Annotated in this window: 19 protein-coding genes and 1 riboswitch; of the genes, 2 read left to right on the top strand and 17 right to left on the bottom strand. The window is 46.3% G+C overall.

Going from position 1 to position 23184, the window contains the following annotated elements; all coding sequences use genetic code 11:
- From WMO25_RS03570 to WMO25_RS03535, 8 genes are all read right to left on the bottom strand, one after another.
- On the bottom strand, positions 1-1284 hold a 1284-nt coding region (locus WMO25_RS03570; RefSeq protein ID WP_349084091.1), incomplete at its 3' end, for a DUF4825 domain-containing protein.
- Entirely contained in the window at positions 1277-1783 is a 507-nt protein-coding gene (locus tag WMO25_RS03565) for an RNA polymerase sigma factor (protein ID WP_349084090.1), read from the bottom strand. The genes WMO25_RS03565 and WMO25_RS03570, both read right to left, overlap by 8 nt.
- A gap of 415 nt (positions 1784-2198) precedes the next feature.
- Complete coding sequence (locus WMO25_RS03560) at positions 2199-2888, bottom strand: response regulator transcription factor (protein WP_015513575.1); 690 nt, start codon at positions 2886-2888, stop codon at positions 2199-2201.
- Entirely contained in the window at positions 2881-4368 is a 1488-nt protein-coding gene (locus WMO25_RS03555) for a sensor histidine kinase (RefSeq protein WP_349084089.1), read from the bottom strand. The genes WMO25_RS03560 and WMO25_RS03555 overlap by 8 nt, the downstream gene beginning before the upstream one ends.
- Before the next feature lie 407 nt (positions 4369-4775).
- The gene (metK, locus tag WMO25_RS03550) at positions 4776-5963 is read right to left on the bottom strand and encodes a methionine adenosyltransferase (protein ID WP_215689661.1); all 1188 of its coding nucleotides are present in this window, start codon (positions 5961-5963) and stop codon (positions 4776-4778) included.
- A 165-nt stretch (positions 5964-6128) separates the two neighbouring features.
- Positions 6129-6225: riboswitch (SAM riboswitch) on the bottom strand.
- Positions 6226-6418: 193 nt separating this feature from the next.
- On the bottom strand, positions 6419-7738 hold the full coding sequence (gene murA, locus WMO25_RS03545; RefSeq protein WP_015513574.1) for a UDP-N-acetylglucosamine 1-carboxyvinyltransferase: 1320 nt from the start codon (positions 7736-7738) through the stop codon (positions 6419-6421).
- A 214-nt stretch (positions 7739-7952) separates the two neighbouring features.
- Complete coding sequence (locus WMO25_RS03540) at positions 7953-10580, bottom strand: YfhO family protein (RefSeq protein ID WP_349084088.1); 2628 nt, start codon at positions 10578-10580, stop codon at positions 7953-7955.
- A complete protein-coding gene (locus WMO25_RS03535) occupies positions 10570-11088 on the bottom strand; it encodes a shikimate kinase (RefSeq protein WP_215689659.1) in 519 nt (172 codons plus the stop codon). Before WMO25_RS03535 ends, WMO25_RS03540 begins: the two co-directional genes overlap by 11 nt.
- Before the next feature lie 231 nt (positions 11089-11319).
- Here WMO25_RS03535 and WMO25_RS03530 point away from each other — a divergent pair, with 231 nt between their 5' ends.
- Positions 11320-12543 (top strand): Y-family DNA polymerase, encoded by a 1224-nt coding sequence (locus tag WMO25_RS03530; RefSeq protein WP_117539885.1) that lies wholly within the window; start codon positions 11320-11322, stop codon positions 12541-12543.
- A gap of 11 nt (positions 12544-12554) precedes the next feature.
- Here the strand turns inward: WMO25_RS03530 and WMO25_RS03525 are convergent, their stop codons facing one another.
- The 9 genes from WMO25_RS03525 to WMO25_RS03485 all read right to left on the bottom strand — a co-directional run bounded on the left by WMO25_RS03525 (position 12555) and on the right by WMO25_RS03485 (position 20864).
- Positions 12555-13202, bottom strand: coding sequence for a precorrin-8X methylmutase (locus tag WMO25_RS03525; RefSeq protein WP_349084085.1), 648 nt, complete (start codon positions 13200-13202; stop codon positions 12555-12557).
- Positions 13199-14722 carry a cobyric acid synthase gene (locus WMO25_RS03520; protein WP_117540004.1) on the bottom strand — a complete coding sequence of 508 codons (1524 nt, stop codon included), beginning with the start codon at positions 14720-14722 and terminating at the stop codon, positions 13199-13201. Before WMO25_RS03520 ends, WMO25_RS03525 begins: the two co-directional genes overlap by 4 nt.
- Positions 14723-14831: 109 nt before the next feature.
- Positions 14832-15791 (bottom strand): adenosylcobinamide-phosphate synthase CbiB, encoded by a 960-nt coding sequence (cbiB, locus tag WMO25_RS03515; RefSeq protein WP_349084084.1) that lies wholly within the window; start codon positions 15789-15791, stop codon positions 14832-14834.
- A 55-nt stretch (positions 15792-15846) separates the two neighbouring features.
- Positions 15847-16503, bottom strand: coding sequence for a histidine phosphatase family protein (locus tag WMO25_RS03510; RefSeq protein ID WP_349084083.1), 657 nt, complete (start codon positions 16501-16503; stop codon positions 15847-15849).
- A 14-nt stretch (positions 16504-16517) separates the two neighbouring features.
- The gene (locus tag WMO25_RS03505) at positions 16518-16898 is read right to left on the bottom strand and encodes a bifunctional adenosylcobinamide kinase/adenosylcobinamide-phosphate guanylyltransferase (protein ID WP_349084082.1); all 381 of its coding nucleotides are present in this window, start codon (positions 16896-16898) and stop codon (positions 16518-16520) included.
- Between the two features lie 26 nt (positions 16899-16924).
- Entirely contained in the window at positions 16925-17680 is a 756-nt protein-coding gene (locus WMO25_RS03500; RefSeq protein WP_349084080.1) for an adenosylcobinamide-GDP ribazoletransferase, read from the bottom strand.
- Positions 17668-18285: a bifunctional adenosylcobinamide kinase/adenosylcobinamide-phosphate guanylyltransferase gene (locus WMO25_RS03495; RefSeq protein ID WP_349084079.1), complete on the bottom strand. Its 618-nt coding sequence runs from the start codon at positions 18283-18285 to the stop codon at positions 17668-17670. The genes WMO25_RS03500 and WMO25_RS03495 overlap by 13 nt, the downstream gene beginning before the upstream one ends.
- Positions 18286-19470, bottom strand: a complete 1185-nt coding sequence (cobT, locus tag WMO25_RS03490) for a nicotinate-nucleotide--dimethylbenzimidazole phosphoribosyltransferase (protein ID WP_349084078.1) — start codon at positions 19468-19470, stop codon at positions 18286-18288.
- Positions 19467-20864 carry a cobyrinic acid a,c-diamide synthase CobB gene (locus WMO25_RS03485; protein WP_349084077.1) on the bottom strand — a complete coding sequence of 466 codons (1398 nt, stop codon included), beginning with the start codon at positions 20862-20864 and terminating at the stop codon, positions 19467-19469. The genes cobT and WMO25_RS03485 overlap by 4 nt, the downstream gene beginning before the upstream one ends.
- Positions 20865-21127: 263 nt before the next feature.
- On the opposite strand from WMO25_RS03485, the gene cobK reads away from it, so the two are divergent.
- Complete coding sequence (gene cobK / locus WMO25_RS03480; RefSeq protein WP_349084076.1) at positions 21128-23170, top strand: precorrin-6A reductase; 2043 nt, start codon at positions 21128-21130, stop codon at positions 23168-23170.
- Positions 23171-23184 lie beyond the last annotated feature (14 nt).

Raw genomic sequence — 23184 nt, 5'->3', positions numbered from 1 at the left:
AGTATCCCTTACAGAAACACTGAGTGTCAGTTTTGAAACTTCTTCATCTGTCAGCGTCCTGTTAAACCGGTCCGGACTCACTGTAATGACTGTCTGTTCAGGATGTTCTTCCTGCTCCCAATACATAACAGAACTGCAAACGGTTCCAATACGGGATTCAAAGCCAAAGCCGCAGTCCAGCCCATCCATATCTACCTGTTGAGAATGATAAATCACAACTTTAAAATTATAATTTTCATCCCTTTCAGTTCCCGAAACAACATAGAATCCCTCATCTGTGATAAAATCCAGCTGCGTCAGCATTTCCTGCAGGGCTTTTGGCGACTCACCACAGGTTTTGATATTTTTTCCTACATAAGCAGATGCTTCCTCCGCTGTCATCTGCAATGTTTCCACACCATTATTATCCTCCGCTGTCATCATGTATCCCCATGAAACTGAACCAAGGTTGTCTACCAGTGCCAACATTACACAGGCATCTTTTTTCATCTGCTCCAGAGCTTTCTCTTTCTTTTCCCCTTTCATCGGATATTGAATGATAAACTGACAATCATACGGTTCTTCAGATGTCTCCAAGGAAATGTGATATGCGCCAAAATGATTACCGACACCGACTGTATCTGCCAACGTTTTGACTGCAACTGCATCTCCTGCATACGGCGTTTTCGCCTGATACAAATCCGATGTCATTTTGCTGATATTCTCTCCCTGATCCCAGATAATTCTATCCCCAAGCCATACCTGGTCAGCTGCATTCACCTTGGAATAGCCTGCAACAAACTGGTTCGGATGCCTGCTTCCCACCGGTGATGAATAAATTTTCAAATGGGTAATGCCATCCTCGTCCTCTTCACCAATCAACCTTGTATATCCGCGATTAGCATTCTTAAAATTACCCAGAATATTCAACTGACTGTCATTGCTGTTCCACTGCAGAGAATAATCTATTTCATCCGCCGACATTTCTTCCCCCTTCTGATAAGTCTGATGATAATAAACCGCTGTAAAAAAGACTGTCAAAATCACTACCACCAGCACCAGATTCAACCGATGCTTCTGTTTAATTTTTTTCAGAAAATTAATTTCTTTTTTTTCTTTTTCCATCACCTCTGAATTTTCCTCAGCCGACGTCTCATCCGCTTTCATTCGCTCATACATATCCCTGCATGAAACACAGTCCGCCAGATGGTCTTTGATGGCTTCATTTGTTTCATCGCTGGTCAGCCCATCCACATAACTCGGCAAAAGGTCCTGCACAATTTCACATCTCAATTTATCACTCATTCCCATCCAGCTCCTTTCTTAGTTTTTCCTTACCGCGATAGTAAGTTACCCGGGCCCAGTTTTCTGTCCGTCCGGTGATTTCTCCAATCTGTGCAAAAGATAAATCACCAAAAATTCTAAGATACATAACTTCTCTGACCGCTGCATCTAACTGATGCAATTTCCTTAAAATTTCGACACGGCCATACTCTGAAAGCACTGTTTTCTCCGGCGTCACATCCGTTTTTCCTGCTCCTGTTTTCGCCAACGCCTCCGTTTTCTCTGTATCACCGAATGGCACAAAATGCTTTCGTCTATAACTGTTCAGTTGATTCTTCGCAATAGCACAAAGCCATGTAGAGAAACGGCAGCTTCCGTCAAAACGACCGGCACAGCGGACCGCCTGATAAAAAGTCTCCTGAGTCACTTCCTCCGCCACATGTGCATCCCCGGTCAACGAAAACAGATACTTATAAACCATCTGGGAATACTCCCTGTAAACCTCATCCGTAACCTTCACGGCCCGCCTCCTTTCCTAACTGTTATTTTCATCTATTAATGTCCCTAAAACACCATTCGTTACACTATTTATATTAATTGTTTAAAACAATTTCACGCTTTTTGTTCTGCAACCATTTTACACTACCAACGGGATTTCCTCGATACCTTCCGAACTCCTTCTTCCTCCTATCCAAAGGGATACCCGCTTTACAGCCATCTTCAACTGCAATAAAAGTGCGGCTCAAAAATTTGCCAAAAAAGGAATCGAAAGGAGCCATTCAACACAGGTGCTTCTAATGCGGCCAGTACTTAGATGCTGTTTTTTAGCATCTTATGTACTGCTGCCAGCATTAGGCAACGCGAGTGTGCCTGTGTCGAATGGCCCCTTCGATTCCTTTTATCATAACCCTTTAGAGCCGCACTCTATCCCCATTTTAAACCTTAAAGCGGTATCCCACGCCCCAAATCGTCTCGATATACTGCGGCTTCGATGTATTAAACTCAATCTTCTCACGGATTTTCTTGATATGTACCGTTACCGTTGCGATATCACCAATAGATTCCATATCCCAGATCTTATTAAACAATTCCTCCTTGGTGAATACATGGTTCGGATTCTCCGCCAGGAAGGTCAAAAGGTCAAATTCCTTGGTGGTAAAGGCTTTCTCCTCACCATTGACATAAACACGGCGGGCTGTTTTATCAATCTTGATACCGCGGATCTCAATAATCTCATTGGCTTTCACACCGCTGCCCACCAGACGTTCATATCGGGCCAGATGAGCTTTCACACGGGCTACCAGCTCACTCGGACTGAAAGGCTTTGTCATATAATCATCAGCCCCCAGACCCAGACCACGGATCTTATCGATATCTTCCTTCTTGGCAGATACCATGATGATCGGCGTATTCTTCTTCTCACGGACCTTCTTGCAGATTTCAAAACCATCCACATTCGGAAGCATCAGATCCAAAATGATCAGATTAAAATCTTCATTCAAAGCCGCTTTGAGTCCGGCATCACCGGTATGCTGCATCACCACATCAAAACCACTGAGCTCCAGATAATCCTTCTCAAGCTCTGCAATTGCCACTTCATCTTCTACAATCAAAATCTTACTCATATACATTATTCTCCTTATACTTTCTTAAAACAAAACACATCGTCGTCCCGACACCCTCCGTACTGACTGCCCAGATCTTACCGCCATGCTCCTCAATAATCTTCTTGGCGATGGACAGCCCCAGACCGCTTCCGCCTTTGGAAGAGTTCCTGGATGCATCCGTACGATAACATCTGTCAAATATCAGCGGCACTTCGTTTCGCGCAATGCCCTTGCCGTTGTCTTCGATTTCTATCTTGACAAATTCTGATTCTTCCATAATACGCAGGCTGATCATCAGTTTACGATCCGGCGATGCATACTTCACGGAATTACCGATAATGTTGTTCACTACACGCTTTAACTGTTCCGGATCCGCAATGATCACGGTATCCCTGTCCGCATAGTTAAAATAGCCAAAATCAACCCCCTGGGATTCCAGATCAAGGCTGATTTCCTCCACACAATCCTGGAAATAAGCATCCACATTCACCTTTGCAAAGGAATAGGTAACGGAATTGCTGTCCAGTTTGGCATAAAGGAACAATTCTTCAATCAGACTGTTCATATCATTGACTTTATTATAAATCGTGCGGATATAACGATTCCTCTTCTCTTCGGTATCCGCAACACCATCCATGATACCCTCTATGTAACCCTTGATGGCCGTCATCGGTGTCTTCAAGTCATGGGAAATATTGCTGATAAGCTCCTTGCTCTCCTTCTCATACTGAATATTGCGTTCAATCTGACCCTTCAGCTTCAGACGCATCTCCTCAAAAGCAACACAAACCTCACCGATCTCATCGTCCGTCTCAGCCGCCACACTGAAATTCAGATTGCCGTCCTTGATATTCTCAGCCGCCGTCTTCAATTTGTTCAGAGGATGCACAATACTCTTATACAGCCAGAACATGGCAATAAAACTTCCTGCAAATAAGATCAGCAGTGACGTTATAATAATCTGCGCCACCAGTTTCTTGATCTGCGGTACAATCTGCGCCACATTGGTATATATTAATACTTGTCCGACTGATCCATCAGAAAATGTGAAATTCGTCTGCTGAATATGATAAGGCTGCTCATCCATAACATAAAGGCTCTCATCCTTGCCATCCTTTGGAGAATAATTCAGGTCATCTTTATAATTTCCTTCCTTTGGAAGTCCTGAATAAATATTCTGCCAGTCCTTCTTCACCAGCAGATAAGAAGAATGATTGGAAAGTCTCTCATTCAATTTCTTCAGATAAACCTGATCCAACAGCTTATCCGGATCCTCCTTCGTCACCTGTTCCAATTCCTCCACCGTGGATGCTGTCATATGCCCCAGCATGCTCATGGGATCCAGGATCATTTCGTAACTGGACTGATCCAGATCATACTTCTGCTCCATAGAGTTCAGTCCCATCTTCATCACACCGACTACGGTCGCCAGAATCAATACAACCGGACAGATAAAAGCCAGAAAATAAGATATCTTTATTCTTGTTAATAATTTCAAAAAATCACCACCGATTTTAAACATTCAACTTATTATATCATGATTCGCACCTTTGGTGCTTGACGCTGCATACGCAGCTATCATGATCGCCATTCGCCGTTCGCGATGAACAAGCATTGCTTGCTCCCGCTCTCTAACGCTCATTATATCATGATTCGCACCTTTGGTGCTTGACGCTGCATACGCAGCTATCATGATCGCCATTCGCCGTTCGCGATGAACAAGCATTGCTTGCTCCCGCTCTCTAACGCTCATTATATCATAATCGTGAAAAGGAATTGTAAAAGATAATAAAATTTTTTATGAAAAAGAGATAAAGATAAACGCAGAACTATTTTCATCATCGAAAATAGTCTGCGTTTGTATACGTCAGCCCATACATGGGCCTGCTTCATTATTCGCGTAACCTAAAGATAAGCCTTTAATGTATCTACCTTGTCCAGTTTCTCCCAAGGCAGATCCAGATCGTTGCGGCCAAAATGACCATAAGCGGCTGTCTGTTTATAAATTGGTCTTCTCAGATCAAGCATACGGATGATGCCTGCCGGACGAAGGTCAAAGTTGTCTCTGATAATCTCAACAATACGGCTGTTGGATAACTTGCCTGTGCCAAACGTATCAACCATAATCGATGTCGGATTCGCTACACCGATGGCATAAGATAACTGAATCTCACACTTATCTGCAATACCTGCTGCTACCAGGTTCTTGGCAACATAACGTGCAGCGTAAGCAGCAGAACGGTCAACCTTTGTGCAGTCCTTACCCGAGAAAGCACCGCCGCCGTGGCGAGCGTAACCACCGTATGTATCTACAATGATCTTACGGCCTGTCAGACCACTGTCACCGTGAGGTCCGCCGATAACAAAACGGCCTGTTGGGTTGATGAAGAACTTTGTATGCTCATCGACCATCTCTGCTGGAAGAATTACATCAAAAACATATTTCTTGATATCTTCATGAATCTGTTCCTGTGTTACTTCAGGATCATGCTGTGTTGAAAGGACAACAGCATCCAGACGAACCGCCTTGCCTTTCTCATCATATTCAACCGTAACCTGTGTCTTGCCGTCCGGTCTGAGGTAAGGCAGTGTACCATCTTTACGAACCTTTGTCAGCTGACGCGCCAGCTTGTGAGCCAGTGCGATCGGATATGGCATATATTCTTCTGTTTCATTGGTTGCAAAACCAAACATCATACCCTGGTCACCAGCACCGATAGCTGCGATTTCTTCTTCAGACATGGTATGCTCTTTGGCTTCAAGGGCCTTATCAACACCCATGGCAATATCTGTAGACTGTTTGTCAAGTGCCACCATAACTGCACATGTGTCAGCATCAAAGCCGTATTTACCTCTTGTATAACCAATTTCTCTGACTGTGTCTCTGACAATGTTCTGAATATCTACCTTCGCATTGCTGGTGATCTCACCCATAACCATAACAAGACCTGTTGTTGTACATGTCTCACATGCGACACGGCTCATTGGATCCTGCTCTAACATTGCATCAAGAATTGCATCGGAAATCTGGTCACAAATCTTATCCGGATGGCCTTCTGTTACAGATTCAGATGTGAATAATAACTTTTCCATTATGTCCTCCTTGTCGAATTAGTATCTCTCATAACTGCACATTCTCTTCACAGTTACTATTTCTCTTATTGCTATTTAATCGTCATTGGTTCTGCCCTTGGCACCAAACACTGCTGTCCATGGCAAAAAAAAATCCGCTCAAAGCGGACTTGATACGATCAAATCCTCTTATTGTTCGATGTTACTCGCTCAGGTTGGCACCTTCCTCATGGGGGTTGCCGCAATATCACAGATCCTTGGTCTCCATTGCTCTGAATAAGAGAAAACTACTATTTAATTAATCAGTTGACTATTTAATGTGTTGATTGCTTACATAGCATACATGAAAATAAGTTTAAAGTCAAGCGATGCAGCACTACAATTCCAACGATTTGTAGCCCAATCCCTCTTCTACAGAAAAAATCCCTCATTGTCATCCATACGACAATGAGAGATTCCCACTCATTCAGTAATAATTAATAAGCTGCAAGACTCATCTTGCGCATCATACGGTCACGATCTGTACGGTCTTCTACGTCCACGCGTTCAATAATACCGCCCAGGCTTCGGATCTTCTCTTCAAAGTTCTCATAACCTCTCTGGATATACTGAATTTGCTCAACGCATGTACAGCCTTCTGCTGCCAGTCCGGCAATAACAAGTGCTGCACCTGCCCGAAGATCCGGTGCAACAACAACTGCACCTGTATACTTATCAACACCTGTAATGAAAGCTGTATTGCCTTCAACCTTGATATTGGCACCCATCTTGGTCAGCTCGTCTGTATACTTAAATCTGTTCTCGAAAATCTTCTCTGTAACAAGGCTTGTGCCGTCAGCAAGAGAAAGACATACCGCAATCTGAGACTGCATATCTGTCGGGAATCCCGGATAAGGCATTGTCTTCACCGTTGTCGGGCTGAGTCTCTTGGTCGCTACAACACGTACGGCATCATCCAGTTCTTCAATCTCTGCCCCCATCTCGATCAGCTTCGCTGAGATAGATTCCAGATGCTTCGGAATAACATGCTTGATCGTCACATCACCCTTTGTTGCAACAGCTGCACACATAAATGTACCCGCTTCGATCTGATCCGGGATAATCTCATGATCAGCTGCTCTGAAACGATCTACGCCGATAATCTTGATCATATCTGTTCCGGCACCCTTGATGTTGGCCCCCATCTGATTCAGGAACTGCGCCACATCAACAACATGCGGTTCCTTCGCTGCATTCTCAATGATGGTCATGCCTTTGGCTCTGGATGCTGCCAGCATAATATTGATGGTTGCCCCCACACTGACCACGTCAAGATAAATATGCTTGCCGTTTAACTCATCAGCAGAAGTAAAGATCATGCCTCTGTCAATCCATACCTTCGCACCCAGTGCCTTGAATCCCTTCTGATGCTGGTCGATCGGTCTGCTGCCGATATTGCATCCGCCAGGCAGCGCCACACCGGCTTCCCTGTACTTGCCGAGAAGAGCGCCAATCAGATAATAGGACGCTCTGATCTTTCTGATATAGTCATTGTCTACTTCGTGTGTACGAATACCACAGCCGTTAATTGTAACTGTATGACGATCCTTCGGATTCGGATAACGGACTTCCGCACCAATGGATATAACCGCATTCAGGAAAACATTGATATCATTCACATCCGGCAAGTTCCGAATTGTCACAGTCTCATCACACATGATCGCTGCTGCCAAAATACCAAGGGCCGAATTCTTTGCTCCGCCAATCTCTACTTCGCCAACCAACGGATTCCCGCCTTTTATTAAATACTGTTCCATATTGCACCTCAAATTATATTGCGTTGTTCTCATCTATCTGATTCAATATCCGAAAATCAGCGAATCATGCAATACATCACTCGCTGATCAACTATTATTCCTATAAAAATCGACAAAAAATCCCTATACTGATTTTTCCTCAAAATGATTATATCACAAACTCTCTGTTTGTAAATCGCTTTTTATCTTTTTATAAAAATTTGTTAAGAATTTGTTACATTTTCCTATGATGTCTGCTGAAAAGACCTGCTTTTCCAGCAATTCCCAACACAAGTATCAGTAGTGAAATAACACTGATCGCGGCTCCTTCCACAAATCCCTGTGGTGTGTACCGCATCGTAATCTGATGTTCGCCTGCTGTCATCCAGCATCCTGTCATCGCTTCACCCACCGGCTGTATCTCTGTTTCTTCACCATCCACATAGATATGCCAGCCTTCGTCATAAGGAATCGACAGCAGCATCATACCATCCTGATTCACCTGAATATGTCCGTTGACGTGGGTGCTGTCGTAATTTGTCACCTGCAGCTGTTCATCCGCCAGCTGGGCATAGGCTGAATCGAAAATATCCTGATTGAGGGCATACATCTGCAGTTTCACGTTGCCTGTTTCATATTCGCTGTCCATCGGAAAATCCAATGTCACAACCTTCCCTGCATCACACTGCCCAAGATGCACAATATGTCCCCGCTTATCAGAATAGGTCTCCGTCTTTCCGTCAATCGTCACCTTCAGCTTCTCACAATGACTGGCCTCAAAATAAATATACACATCCTGCTGCTCCGTGAAAGTCAGCTGCCAGGTCAGGCTTCCGCCGCTGCCATGCCGCTCATAATAATATTTATCCTCACCGGTACTGGTCAGCATGCCATCTGTCACCTGCAGCTCTCCTGTTTCAAGCGGGATAAACATCGCTCCCTGAGTATCCGTTGCCATTCTCACAAAATCATTCTGAGTGACAAAAGGATCCCCTTCCACGATCTTCCACTGGGTAACCCCCGGATTCACCATGTAACCAAGAGTAAGATTCTGTTGGTTCTCATAAATATACTTATTCTCTGTCTGCTCACATAATGACAGATTCGACGCCCATATTTCATCATTGCTGATAATATAACGGATACCAAACATCGCATCTGTCAGAGGCGTTGCCCCTTTATAGCTGTATTTATTGCCGCTGTTGTAAAAACCGAGAGCTCCCATCAACTTCTCCTCACGATCATCCGCTGTTGATGAGAAGAATGAAAGACCATTCAGATGATGCCATGTGACATCATCCCTGCCTCTGATCTGTTCCAGTTCCATTCTGTAAAAAGTATCTTTTGCCTCGTAGCGGCTGCGGATATCTGCAACCTCCTGCCTGTCCTCTGTATAGTTCGTCCGGTTAGTGGTTCCGTTCATACACAGGCCAAAAATAGCATTGCCCGCCACTTCCACTGTCAGTACCATCAGACACAGATACTTTGGCAGGACCTTAATGCCTTTAATCGTCAATGAAGCATGGCTCCGATGGGCGATCAGCAGGATCATGTAAAGTGCCATCAGCACCCCTGTCACAATCATACTGTAAAGGGGCAGACGATCCTTCGGATACCAGAGACATACACCAAATAGCACCGCTTCTGCCGCAAAAATCCCAAGGAAAACCTTCTTATTCGTCAGCCGCAGTGACTGCCATGCATCGTAGGCCATAACAACCACCATGAAAATATAAATAAAAGAGAATCTGCCGGGCAGGTTATTCGGGAAATGGAATCCGTGCCATACATAATCAAGCACATTAATATTCAGACTCACCAGAACAAATCCTGTTACAAAAAGACGTCCGATCTTTTCCCTTAATGGAATCGTTTTGGAAACCGCATAAAAAACAACCAGCATCACAAGCAGAACGCCACAGTATATATTCGGCGCCCCTGTCAGCTGCGTCGGTTCAACCAGTGCAAACTGCTGACGAAAAATCTCCAGGAAATTCCTGTAGATCTTAAAGCTTGTCGGGGCCGATCCCTGGGAACTGTTGATCAATGTATAATACGTCGGAAACAGATAAATGGCCGCCATTCCGCCTGCCAACACAGAGCACAGCACAAAATGAATACCGCTTCTGAGAAACTGTCTGATGCCTTCTCGCTTTCTGGAAAACCAGATAACAAAAAAGTACAAAACAACAAAAATGCAGATCATAATGGCCATATAGTAATTGCAGAAAATAGCAAGTCCCATACTGACTGCATACATCCGACCGTCTCTGTCATTGATCAGCTTCTCAACACCCATAAGAATGATCGGAAACAGGACAATGCTGTCCAGCCACATCACATTCCAGTTATAAGCGATGCTGAATCCACCAAGGGCATAAAACGATGCAAACACAACCGTCGAATAATCATTTCTTCCGGTTCTTCTCCGCAGATAGCGATAAGCCGTCCATCCTGACAGACAGATCTTCAGCACGATCAGCGTCTCAAAGGCCTCTATCATCATCGAGGCCGGGAACAAGGCAATCAGAAAATTCAGCGGACTTGCCAGATAATAAGCCTGAACCGCTATAAAATTAAATCCCAGACTGCCGTGCCATGAATAAAGGAAACTTTCACCATGCCAGATCTTATCATGAAATTCAGAGAAAAACGGTACATACTGATGATAAGAGTCAATAATCATCGTTGCCTGATTGCCGAAAGGGAAAACGCCCATGGCAATATAAGCGATCATTATCGCCGTCAACGGCAGAAGCATCGCCAGCGCACCGTAAAAATGCGGATTCTTTGGCCAATCTCTGAAATTTCTCTCCCTCTTTCTGTAACTGTTATGTCTCTTTTTTGATATTCTATTCTTCATATAATTTGGCACAGGCTTTCAGTAAATTTTTTATCTTATCAATGGCCTTTTCAATCCGACATCCGCTGACATCTGCAACGACATCTGCATACTTCTCATAAAGAGGCGTTCTTTCATTATATAAATCCAAAAGTGTCGATCCGTTTCGAATCACAACACCTCTCTGATGAAGGTCGCCCAAGCGCTGATGCAATGATTCATAATCTGTTTTGATATAAACAATAACGCCATGCTCTGACATATGTTTCAGGGCCTCATCGCAATAGCAGACACTGCCTCCTGTTGAAATAACCGTTTTCTTCACATTAATATCTCTGTTCACCTGGTTTTCAATCTGTAAAAAGCCTTCAATTCCATGCTTCTCAATCAAATGTTCCAGAATATCTCCCTCCTGATTCTGGATCAGAAGATCCGAATCCACAAAATCGTATCCGAAAATCTTGGCGATTACCACGCCGATGGTACTCTTTCCAGCCCCCGGCATACCTATAAAAACAATATTTTTCATTAAAGTCTTTCTCCCAGTCTATAAAATTCAAATTCGATGCATGCATGTGTATACAGCATCTATTACAACAACCACCATTCTAACACCGGCCGTACAAAATCTCAACGTAAAAATGTCGTGGACGGACAATCTTTATTCCTATATAATAAAGATAAATATCAACTTTATCAAAAGCATCTTATATCTTACGTATAACATACTCTATAATTGTGGAAAAAGGTGAAAATTATCATGAAAAAAATTATTTTTCATATAGATGTGAACAGCGCCTATTTAAGCTGGACAGCCATCAAACTGCTCCGTGACGGCAGTGAAACAGATCTCCGGAAGATTCCGGCCATTGTAGGCGGTGATATGTCCAAACGGCATGGCGTTGTCCTGGCCAAATCCATAGCTGCAGCCAGATACGGCATCCGCACCGGAGAACCAATCACCGATGCCCTGAGAAAATGTGCCAATCTGACCATTGTACCGCCGGAACATCATTACTACAGCCAGTGCAGCCGTCAGCTGCTTGATCTGCTGCATCATTATACTTCCGCCATCAGTCAGTACAGTATTGATGAATGTTTTGCCGAATATGTCCCGATCCCCGGAGATAACGGTGACCCTGTCAGGGCAGCCCATATGATCAAAGATACAATTCGTGACAGATTGGGCTTCACTGTGAATATCGGCATCTCCACCAACCGCCTGCTGGCAAAGATGGCTTCTGATTTTGAAAAACCGGACAAAGTTCACACCCTTTTCCCCGAAGAAGTCCCGGTGAAAATGTGGCCTCTTCCAGTCAGGGATCTCTTCATGGTCGGCCACGCTTCCGCTGCAAAACTGGAACTGCTGGGTATCAAAACCATCGGCGATCTGGCCAAAATGGATCCGGCACTCATAGAAGCCCATCTGAAAAGTCATGGCCGTACCATCTGGGAATACGCCAACGGTATCGAATCTGTCCACATTGACGAGCGGACCAAAACGGATACCTCCAACAAAGGCATCGGCAATTCCACAACCCTGTCAGCAGACGTGACCACAGAAGAAGCCGCCCGCAAAGTGCTGCTGGAACTGTCAGAATCCGTTGCCGGCCGACTGCGCAAAGCCGGTTTTCTGGCCGGTATGGTCAGCGTTGAAATCCGCTACAACACATTTGAGAATGTTTCTCATCAAATGCAGCTTCTCTCACCTTCCCAGGCCACGCAGGTCATCTATGAAGCTGCCGGGCAGCTTTTTCATGAACTCTGGAACGGTACCCCCGTGCGGCTTCTCGGCATCCGTACTTCCAAGCTCAGTGACTGCCAGGTTCGTCAGATGAATCTCTTTGATTATGTCCGGAATGACAAGCAGGAAAAGCTGGATCAGGCCCTGGACAGCATCCGGCAGAAATATGGCAGCAAGGCCGTCATGCGTGGCAGTTTCCTCGAAGAAAAGAGGCCGCCAAAAGCGACCCCTTACGATTGATTTTTATTCTTTTAGCGCTGTCCTCTGGAACTGTCCAGCATATATAAAAGCGCATTGCAGATGGCGGCGGCAATATTGCTTCCGCCCTTTCTGCCCCTTGCAACAATATACGGTACCCCCGCCGTCATAATCAGTTCTTTGGCCTGTACCACATTGACAAAGCCCACAGGCACACCAATGATCAGTTCCGGCCGGATACGGCCCTCCTGAATCATCTCATAGAGCTGGATCAAGGCTGTCGGCGCATTGCCGATGGCAAAAACCAACGGCCTGTCAAGCTTTGCGGCCTTTTCCATACTGGCTACGGCTCGGGTTGTACCGTTCTTTTTGGCTGTCTCTGCCACATCCGGATCCGACATAAAACAGCAGACCTCGCCGCCAAATTCTGCTATCACTTTCTTGTTGATGCCTGATTTCCCCATCTGTGTATCAGTCACGATATAAGCCCCTTTGCGTAGCGCATCCAACGCTTTCTCCACCGCATGCTCAGAAAAGCACAGCGAATCAGCATATTCAAAATCCGCACTGGTATGAATGGCCCGCTTAATAATCGGCTCCTGAAGCGGATCAAATACCCGGTCTCCCAGTTCTTCTGTGATGATCTCAAAACTGCGCTTCTCAATCTCAGCCGGCAATACATTCTCAAGTTCTATCTTCATGCCAGTCCCTCCTCCAATATCTGATAAATCTTTGCCATATCCATATTCTCCCTGAGTCCTTCTGCCAGTTTATCATACTGCTGCTCTTTATAGACTTTCTCATCAATCCAGGATACCGCTTCCTCCGGCAGCCCTTTCTTCTGACAAAGCAGCCTAAGCAGTGCTTTCTGCATCTCCACAGAGTCAAAAAGACCATGCACATAGCTGCCGGCCGCATTCTGATACTGGCAGCCATTAGCCATCGCTTCATCAACATGCTGCGTACCGACTGTTTCTGCTATTGCAGAAAATACAGTGCCCCCAGGTTCATAGGTTGTCTCACCCATATGAATCTCATAGCCTTCAAAAGCCGTGCCGGATAACAACTGCCACGGTCCATGTAATGTTCCCGTCTTTCCGGAAACTCTGGTTCTCGTCTTGGCCTTCTCAAACACCGTATGTACCGGCAGCAATTCCATGCCGCGCATGCTGCCGCCTTCCTCCACGCCATCCGGGTCTTCCAGCGTCAGACCAAGCATCTGATAACCGCCGCAAATGCCCATCACCAGTGTACCTTCCGCTGCCAATTTCAAAACCGAAGCCTCCAGACCGTTCATACGCAGCCACTTCAGATCCCCCATGGTATTCTTGGTCCCTGGAAGCAGGATCAGATCCGGACGGCCGAGCTGCTGCACCTTTTCCACATAACGCAGTGTTACGCCCTGCATGCGTTCCAGTGCATTGAAGTCCGTAAAATTCGACATTCTCGGCACACGGATCACCGCTATATCGATCAATCCTTTTTCGGTATGTTTGTCCAGACGGTCTGCCAGGCTGTCTTCATCGTCAATATCCACATGCATATACGGTACAACCCCTACAACCGGCACTGGCGTATAATCTTTCAACATCTCGATCCCCGGATCCAAAATACGCTTATCTCCCCGGAATTTATTGATGATCAGGCCTTTGACCATCTGCTGTTCTTCCTTTTCAAGCAGCATCATTGTCCCCACAAGCTGTGCAAATACACCACCTCTGTCAATATCTCCTGCAAGCAATACCGGTGCTTTCAGCATTTTGGCCAATCCCATATTCACAATGTCCTCGGATTTCAAGTTGATCTCTGCCGGACTTCCCGCACCTTCCACCACTATAATATCATTCTCTGCTGCCAGCGAATTGTACGCCGCCATAATATCCGGTATCAGTGACTTTTTATATTTAAAATATTCCGCTGCCCGCATATTCTGACGCACTTCACCATTGACGATCACCTGAGACCCCACATCTGATGTAGGTTTCAGAAGAATCGGATTCATCCTGACCGACGGTTCGATGCCTGCCGCCTCCGCCTGCATCACCTGGGCTCTTCCCATCTCCAGACCTTCTGTTGTGATAAATGAATTCAGGGCCATATTCTGAGATTTAAATGGAGCCACCCTGTATCCGTCCTGCCTGAAAATACGGCATAATCCAGCCACAAGCAGACTCTTTCCCGCATTGGACATGGTGCCCTGTACCATGATAACTTTTGCCATCGTTTCTTCTCCTGTTCCTGTCGCCATTATCGGCTTTCTGATCAATCTTTCGCCTGCATCCACGCGCTCATACCTCATCCGAAAGTTTCTGTCTTCTTCCTGCTGTACACTATCCCACCAGCAAATAGCGAATGATCACACAGATCACAAGACATAACACGGCTGCACCATACATCAGACAATCAGCTCTGATGATATCTGCATCTTCAATCTCTCTCACCGCATCTCCAATCGTCGGTTTATGATAGCGCTCGCCAAAATACCATGCGTCTCCCGCCAGCTGAAGGCCAAGTGCCCCGGCACAAGCCGCCTCTGTCTGCGCAGAATTCGGGCTGGCATGATTATACCTGTCACGGCAAAAGATGTGCCATGCCCTTTTGGCATCACCGCCGGTCAATGCAGCAGATGCAACCATCAAAAGCCCGGAAATTCTTGAAGGCACATAATTCATCACATCATCCAGCTTTGCTGCCGCCCGGCCGAAATAAAGATATTTCTCATTTTTATACCCCACCATGGAGTCCATTGTATTCACTGCTTTATAGAAAAAGCCGAGTGGAACACCGCCAATAGCTATAAAAATCATCGGTGCGATCACCCCGTCAGAGGCATTCTCAGCGACTGTTTCAACAGCTGCTTTTGCAATGCCTGCTGCATCCAGCCGCTGTGTATCCCGGCCGACGATCATCGACACAGCCTTTCTTGCCCCTTCAATATCATGCTGATGAAGTGCATGATACACCTTCATACTCTCATCTCTCAAAGACCGGGCCGCCAACAGCTGATAACACATGATAATTTCAAGCACAAGTGCCAGATACGGATGTATCCACTTCGCAGCTTTCAGAAGCACTATCGGAACGGCTGTAGATATGAATAAAACTAAAATAACCATCACAAGTCCACCGTAAAATTCACCTTTGGGCTGCTTGGGAAAAAGTTTCCGTATTTTCTTTTCCAGAAAACTGATCAGATAGCCGATCAGACAAATGGGATGCCATGGATTATGCGGATCACCTAAAAGACAATCCAGCAAAAAACCTCCCACCAAAACAATGATGCCATGCATACATTTTCTCCTTTTACCAAATCTTCACTTTATAAACCTGCCTTTTCCACAGCCTTTAAAACTTCTCAATCACAGACAAAGTGCCTTTTTCCGCCAGCCATTCATCTGTATCCAGACAAACCAGATATCCGCAGCCATTTTTGACCTGCCAATGAAAATAATCCTGACGTGGCATTGCCCATTTAGAAAGAATGGCCATGATGGTCCCGCCATGGACAACCATGGCTGTCGTAAATTCTTTTTCTGCGGCATTTTGACCTGCATATATCTGTCCCCAATTACGAGCTTTTGGCATCACATCATCCCTGATACATACTTCAAAAGCCGTCTGTACTCTGTCGCAAAAGGCTTTTTGATCTTCACCGCCGGGGAAACCAATGGTGCCGCCGCTGTCTATCCATGCCTGATAATCCGGATGCCCATTGAGTTCCTGATAATTTCTGTATTCAAATTCTCCGAAACTGCACTCCCGAAAACCCGCTTCTGTTATCTGACTGACCGCCGGAAACAGAATTTCGGCCGTTTCCCGGCATCTGAGCATCGGACTGACATAAACATTCTGAATATCCTGATCCGACTTTATCAACTGCCTTTTCAATATTATTTGCTGTCGTCCTTCTTCACAGAGCAGCTCATCTGTTGTTCCCACATAGCGCTGCTGCCTATTGCCTGCTGTCATGCCATGCCGGATCAGCCATATTTTTATCTTCATTTATCCCTGCTGCCTCACTTTATTTTTTGCCCGATGCCGGCGATGACGCGAAAAACAGCATCGGCTCTTCCTGCCAGCTGACAGCAGATTCTGCCGTGTACTTCCCGCCATTCACGTTCTTTTACATCCAAAGGCACAATCCCGCTGCCGATTTCATCCGTGATGATCACAATATCCGGATTATCTGACAGAATCTTTTCCGTCTCATCCGCCGGTATTTTGCCTGCCTGCATCCAACGGCGCACCAGCAAATGAAAATGATCCAGTACACCGGCACTTTTGATTTCTTCCATACTGCAGACTGCCCCATCTGCCACCCGGAACGGCTGCACCTGACAATTTTGAAGCACCCACTGCTGTTTTCCCTGAAAACAGCCGCCTGTTACAAATATCATATCTTTCCCCTCTTGTATTGACTATGTTATGCCAAAATTATTTTTCCAACAACAGTCAGCATCAGCATCACCAGTTCACAGGTCTGCAGAAACCATCCTGCCAGATCTCCGGTTGTGCCGCCGAATTCCTTCATCGCCATTTTATAATAATAAACAAATGTCAAAACGGCTCCCAGACTGCATAACAGTCCCACCGGAAGCCAGAGATAACACATCACAATCGCCGAAATAACAGCCTCCGCCGCCAACACCACTGTAACTGTCCTTTTCCTGGCCGGTTCTCTGAAAGCGGTCAGCATTCCGTCTTTGCGTGCGCCTTTGAAGTTAACCGCCGCTAATCCGCTGAATGCCCGTTCCAGAACAAAAGCCATCGCCATCACAACAATTCCCTTTGTATCTATTTCACTCCAGGCCCCGGCCGACAAAATCAGATAAAAGCTGCAACCGATCACCGCAAAGGCCCCCACATGGGAATCCTTTAAAATTGCCAGCTTTTTCTCCCTGTCTCCATAAGAACTTCTGGCATCCGTTGTATCCATAAATCCATCCAGATGAATGCCGCCTGTCACCAATAAAGGCACCGCCATCAGGCAAACGCCTCTGAAAACAGATCCCGCCTGCCATTTTGTCAAAATGTAAAAGACAGCCAGCTCCACCAGGCCGATCACCAGACCGATCACCGGAAACCAACAAAAGGCATAGCGCATATTTTTGTCATTCCAGTCTGCCCGTGGCATTGGTATCTTCGAATACATGGCAAATGCAATAATTAAAGATTGCATGTCACGCCCTCCTTATAAGGAACAGGGATCGAGTAAACAACCTCAACCGCCGTATCTGCTTTCCTTGTCAATGCCTGATTCAATTCTCCCAGACACTGCATATAAGCCCGGGTCCATGCATCATACTGCTGCATGCCCTCGTCAAAGACATTGATGCTGACAATGACCAAATGATCAGACACTTCAGTCAAAGCATCTATACCTCTCATAATTCTGTCTTTGACTCTGCTGGTATCCATACGCTCGAACTCTCCGGTACAATCCGCATTGCTGTCACTGCCGGAAAACATCTCGTTGGCCGCCAGATTAGACATACATTCCAACAGTACCACCGCATCCTTTGCCTTCTGTCTGAAAGTTTCCGCCTCCAAACTTTCATCCCTGCAAAGACCTTCAATATCTGTATAACGTTCCACTGTTTCAAAACCTTTTCCTGCCCTCAATTGCCGGTGCCGCTCAATTCTTTTTGCTGCTTCCTCTCCAAAGGGCTTCATTGCCGCCAGATAAATCAGCTTTTTCTGCTCTGTTTTGGCCAGCTGCAGCGCTCTGTTTTCCGCATATTCTGATTTGCCGCTGGCGCTTCCGCCTGTTACCAGTAATATCATTTACTCATCCGCCTGCCTTTTTGCGTAGTTTTCATACGGTTCCACATGAATATCATCAAAAGTCTCCATCTGACGATATACCGCAAGCCCCATATCATATAAAACCATGGCTGCAGCCGCACCGGTTCCTTCCCCCAGACACATTCCTGCCTGGATCACCGGTTCAAGATGCAGATTTCTCAGTACTTTCCTTGCTGCCGGTTCCGCTGAAATGTGAGATGCCAGAAGGTATGCCGTGCAGTCTGTATTGATCAAAGAAGCACACAGGGCACCTGCCACGGAAATATAGCCGTCCAGTACAATCGGTACACCAAAGACAGCACCGCCCAGACACATACCGGCCATGGCTGCGATTTCATAGCCGCCCAGATGTGACATCAGTTCAACCGCCGCATCTATTTTGAAAAACGGGCCATCTGGGATTTCAGAATCCTCTGTTGCTTTCCAATAACGCTTCACCGCCTGTTCGATAACGGCAACTTTTTTATTGTAGGATGCATCCGACAATCCTGCCCCACGTCCTGTCACTTCCTCCACCGGAAGATTCAAAAGGACTGACACCAGGGCACTGCTTGGTGTGGTATTGCCGATCCCCATTTCTCCCATGCCGATCATCTCATACCCCTGTGTGGAAAGATCGGCCACAACTTCAATGCCTGCCAGAATCGCCCGAAGACACTGTTCCTGAGTCATGGCCGGTTCCACAGCAATATCGCCCGTTCCCTGGGCTACTTTGCGGTCACACATGACCATCGGTTGAAATTCTTTATTCGGATAATGTTCACCCATCATTCCCACATCTACAGGAAATACATCTGCTCCGGCTTTTCCTGCCATAATGTTAATACTCGCCTTGCCTGAGGCAATATTATCCGCCACAATCTTTGTCACACTGCTGTCTGTCTGGGTCACCCCTTCCTTCACAACACCATGATCGCCGCACAGTACGACGATGGCACGTTTGTCCATTTTGACATTCACCGTATTCTCCATACCTGCCATTTTCACAACCGCACGTTCCAGTGCCCCAAGACTTCTTAATGGTTTGCCGATGCTGTCCCATCGCTGCCATGCCGCTTCCATCACTTTCTCGTTTGGCTGGCTGATCATAAATAACTGTTGATTCAATTGTGCTTTTAAAAATTTTATATCTTCCACTTTTCGTTCCTCATTTCCTGTTCTCATAAATAACCATCGGCATAATTTCTGCATGCTTCTGCATAATGAAGGGCCATTTCCTCATCGGCCTGAAAATAAAAATGCGGAAATCCTGCCAGCAGCTGTTTCTTCTGATACATGCAATGCCATCTGCGTTCTGTCAACGGCTTATGGGCTTCAAAGCAACCTTCTTCACAGGTCGTATCCCAATAATGAAATTCATGTACCGGCATCTGCAGCCCTTTCGGTCCCAGAATCGTGTCTGTTTCAGATGTCAGAACAGCATAACCAAAACGTACCAGACGTCCCTTCTTAACAGCCTTCCCCGGCACCAGTCCCACCATCGGCCAGAACCTTCCATCCGCATCTTCCATCGCCTCATGAAGATACATAAAAGCCCCGCACTCTGCCAAACACGGCATACCGCCCTCAACAGCCTCCCGAATAGATTGTTTCATAGATGCATTCTGTGACAGCTGCTCTCCGTGAAGTTCCGGATATCCGCCACCCATATAGAGTCCCGACAGATTCTCCGGCAGAGCGGCATCTGTCAAAGGGGAAAAATAAACAATCTCTGCACCAAGTTCCCGCAGGAAATCCAGATTATCTTCATAGTAAAAGCAAAATGCCGCATCCATGGCCACACCAATACGCAATTTGCCCGAACCCGCATCTTCCAGCCGCTGAACATGCATTGGATCTTCCTTCCAATTCAAGGGCTCTGCTGCCTCTGCAATCGTCTTTAACTTTCTAATATCCAATGTTTCTTCCAACAAACTTGCAAATTTCTGAATTTGTTCCCGAAGGGACACAATTTCCTCCGGCATCATCAGTCCCAGATGGCGGCTTGGAAAACAGATCACCTCTGTTTCGGGCACATACCCAATAACAGCTATACCCAGTTTTTCTTCAATAATAGGTGTCAGGCGCTCACAGACACCCTTTGATACACGGTTCAGAATCACCCCGCGAATCATCTGATCCGGATACATGTCCATAAATCCCCGGATCAATGCCGCGATTGAAAGACTCATCCCCCGGCCATTGACCACAAGGATCACCGGAGTCCCGGTCTGCACGGACAGTTCATAGCTGCTGCCTCTGACAGAAACACCGCCAAGTCCGTCATAATATCCCATAACTCCTTCGATGACAGCCAGATCCGCCCCCTCTTTCATACAGGCCTTCCCCATCAGACTTCTTGTCCGATCCGGTGCTGTAAAAAAGGTATCCAGATTTCTGGATGGAATATTCAGGACAAATCGATGAAACATGGGATCGATATAATCAGGCCCGCATTTAAAGGATATCGGACGGCCAGCCCTGCGTAAAAGCTCCAAAAGTCCGCAGGTGATCATCGTTTTCCCACTTCCGCTCCCGGGCGCCGCAATCATCACCCGCGGCATTTTCATCTCTGCCATTATTCATCCCATCCTTTCTTCTTTCTTCTGTTTTCTCTTCTCTCTTCTCATCCTATGTTCTAACACAATCATGGTTCTAACACGATCATGCGGCTGTCCGCTCCTAACCGGCACTCATACTCCCTATTCTACTATAAATTAGCTGCATTGTGAATCCTGCACACGGAAATAAATTGCCACTGCTTTCCGGCTATGATATGATAGCCTTGTATCCACTGATTTTTATGTAGATTTCCAAAATATCCACTGACGAGGAGATTACTATGAAAAATATATTACTTTTTGCCGGCACCACAGAAGGTCGACTTCTGGCTGAATTTCTGATCCATCAGCCAGTCCGACTGCATACGGCAGTGGCGACAGCCTACGGTGCATGCCTTCTGCCATCGGCCCCTTCCATGACGGTTTCCTCCCATAGAATGAATGAGGCTCAGATGATTGATTTTATTCAGCAGCAGCATTTTGATCTTGTACTGGACGCTACCCATCCTTATGCGTCAGAGGCCTCTGCCAATATCTCCGGCGCATGTACCAGGACTCAAGTGCCTTACCTGCGAATTCTCCGGGACTGCCAAACATCCGCCGACACTTCCTCCAATCCTATCCATCCGTCTGAAATTTTTGTTGATACAACGGCAGAAGCTGTGGATTGCCTGAATCACCAGGAAGGTCCTGTTTTTCTGACAACAGGCAGTAAGACACTGCCGGATTTTATGAAGATAAACAACGCCTCTGAACGTGTCTTTGTCCGCATTCTGCCAAACGCTGAAATGTTAACCGCATGTATGTCTCTTGGTCTTCCCGCTTCTCACATCTTCTGTATGCAGGGGCCCTTTGATGTCGGCATGAATACCGCAACCATTCAGCATATCTGCAGACTCTGGGAAAAAGACCATCCTGACAGCAATTTGTCTGAAACACCCCTTTATATGGTCACCAAACAGAGCGGACGCACCGGCGGCTTTGACGAGAAACTTGAGGCCGCTGCGCAGGCACAGGTCCCTGTATTGATCATTGGTCATCCTGTCCGGGAAAATGGTCTCTCGCTCTCTGAAAGTTATCACTGGCTTTCAAACTGGATCGGCACTTCCCCATCCGAATCCACTGCTGAGCAGACCGTCAGTCTCATCGGCACAGGTATGTGTGCGGATCAATTAACACTCGAAGCCGATCGCACACTAAAAAACTGTGATGTCATTATCGGTGCAGGACGGATGCTCCAAATGGCTGAACATTATCACAAACCCACCTTTTGTTCCTATAATTATCCGGCCATTACAGATTACATGCTGTCTCACCCGGAATATCAGCACTTTGCCGTTTTATTCTCCGGGGATATCGGTTTTTACAGCGGTGCCGCCAGTCTAAGACGCTGTCTTGAAGGACAGCCTTTCAAAATCGAGGCGTTCAGCGGTATTTCCTCACCGATCCATTTCCTGAATACCATTGGCAAAACCTGGTCCGATGTTCATCTGATCAGTTGTCACGGCCAGACAGCCTCTGTTATAAGCCATGTACGGCGTCACGCCAAAACTCTGGCTCTGCTGGGCAAACCGGATGATGTTGCGAATATTTCCCAGAAAATGATAGACTATGGCCTTTCAAATGTCCGTCTTTATATTGGCGCTGATCTGAAACAGCCGGATGAACAGATTATCAGCGGCAGCCCTGCAGATTTTCTGGAACAGACATTTTCGGCATTATCCCTGATTTATATTGAAAACCCGGATGCTGAACCGCTTCCTGTTACTTATGGACTTTCTGATGATGCCTTTATCCGAGGAAAGGTTCCGATGACAAAATCAGAGATTCGAAGTGTTGTTCTCAGCAAACTGAAGCTTACGAAAAACGCTATTCTTTTCGACATCGGCGCCGGAACCGGCTCCATTGCCATTGAAGCAGCACAACAGATTCCTGATGGCCGTGTTTATGCCATTGAACGCAATCCCGATGGTCTGGATTTGATCAAAGAAAATAGTCTGAGATTACAGGCGGACAACCTTACCATTGTCGGCGGCACCGCTCCGGAAAGTCTTGACGCACTGCCGGCAGCCACCCACGCCTTCATCGGCGGCAGTGCCGGACACCTGAAAGAGATTCTGCAGCTGTTATACAGCCGAAACCCAGAAATTCGAGTCGTCATAACAGCCATCACTCTGGAAACCATCGGCCAGATCATGGCCCTGCAAAAAGAAATGGCCCTGCCTGAACCGGAGATCATTCAAATTCAGGTCAGCAGCGCAAAAAAGGCCGGACCTTATCACCTGATGCAGGGACAAAATCCGGTTTACATTGTTTCATTCTAAATATAAAAGTATCT

Source organism: Coprococcus intestinihominis (genome assembly GCF_040096555.1).
GTDB classification, from domain to species: domain Bacteria; phylum Bacillota; class Clostridia; order Lachnospirales; family Lachnospiraceae; genus Coprococcus_A; species Coprococcus_A intestinihominis.
The sequence above is the reverse complement of the archived record's forward strand: the minus strand, read 5'-3'. Positions and strand labels throughout refer to the sequence as shown.

Excerpts from the sequence above, each read along its gene's own strand:
- murA (WP_015513574.1), bottom strand. The coding sequence starts at position 7,738 with ATGGAACAGTATTTAATAAAAGGCGGGAATCCGTTGGTTGGCGAAGTA.
- cbiB (WP_349084084.1), bottom strand. The coding sequence starts at position 15,791 with ATGCATGGCATCATTGTTTTGGTGGGAGGTTTTTTGCTGGATTGTCTT.
- WMO25_RS03540 (WP_349084088.1), bottom strand. The coding sequence starts at position 10,580 with ATGAAGAATAGAATATCAAAAAAGAGACATAACAGTTACAGAAAGAGG.
- WMO25_RS03530 (WP_117539885.1), top strand. The coding sequence starts at position 11,320 with ATGAAAAAAATTATTTTTCATATAGATGTGAACAGCGCCTATTTAAGC.
- WMO25_RS03495 (WP_349084079.1), bottom strand. The coding sequence starts at position 18,285 with ATGATATTACTGGTAACAGGCGGAAGCGCCAGCGGCAAATCAGAATAT.
- WMO25_RS03500 (WP_349084080.1), bottom strand. The coding sequence starts at position 17,680 with ATGCAATCTTTAATTATTGCATTTGCCATGTATTCGAAGATACCAATG.
- WMO25_RS03505 (WP_349084082.1), bottom strand. The coding sequence starts at position 16,898 with ATGATATTTGTAACAGGCGGCTGTTTTCAGGGAAAACAGCAGTGGGTG.
- cobK (WP_349084076.1), top strand. The coding sequence starts at position 21,128 with ATGAAAAATATATTACTTTTTGCCGGCACCACAGAAGGTCGACTTCTG.
- WMO25_RS03485 (WP_349084077.1), bottom strand. The coding sequence starts at position 20,864 with ATGGCAGAGATGAAAATGCCGCGGGTGATGATTGCGGCGCCCGGGAGC.
- cobT (WP_349084078.1), bottom strand. The coding sequence starts at position 19,470 with ATGAGAACAGGAAATGAGGAACGAAAAGTGGAAGATATAAAATTTTTA.
- WMO25_RS03510 (WP_349084083.1), bottom strand. The coding sequence starts at position 16,503 with ATGAAGATAAAAATATGGCTGATCCGGCATGGCATGACAGCAGGCAAT.
- WMO25_RS03560 (WP_015513575.1), bottom strand. The coding sequence starts at position 2,888 with ATGAGTAAGATTTTGATTGTAGAAGATGAAGTGGCAATTGCAGAGCTT.
- WMO25_RS03520 (WP_117540004.1), bottom strand. The coding sequence starts at position 14,722 with ATGGCAAAAGTTATCATGGTACAGGGCACCATGTCCAATGCGGGAAAG.
- WMO25_RS03525 (WP_349084085.1), bottom strand. The coding sequence starts at position 13,202 with ATGAAGATAGAACTTGAGAATGTATTGCCGGCTGAGATTGAGAAGCGC.
- metK (WP_215689661.1), bottom strand. The coding sequence starts at position 5,963 with ATGGAAAAGTTATTATTCACATCTGAATCTGTAACAGAAGGCCATCCG.
- WMO25_RS03535 (WP_215689659.1), bottom strand. The coding sequence starts at position 11,088 with ATGAAAAATATTGTTTTTATAGGTATGCCGGGGGCTGGAAAGAGTACC.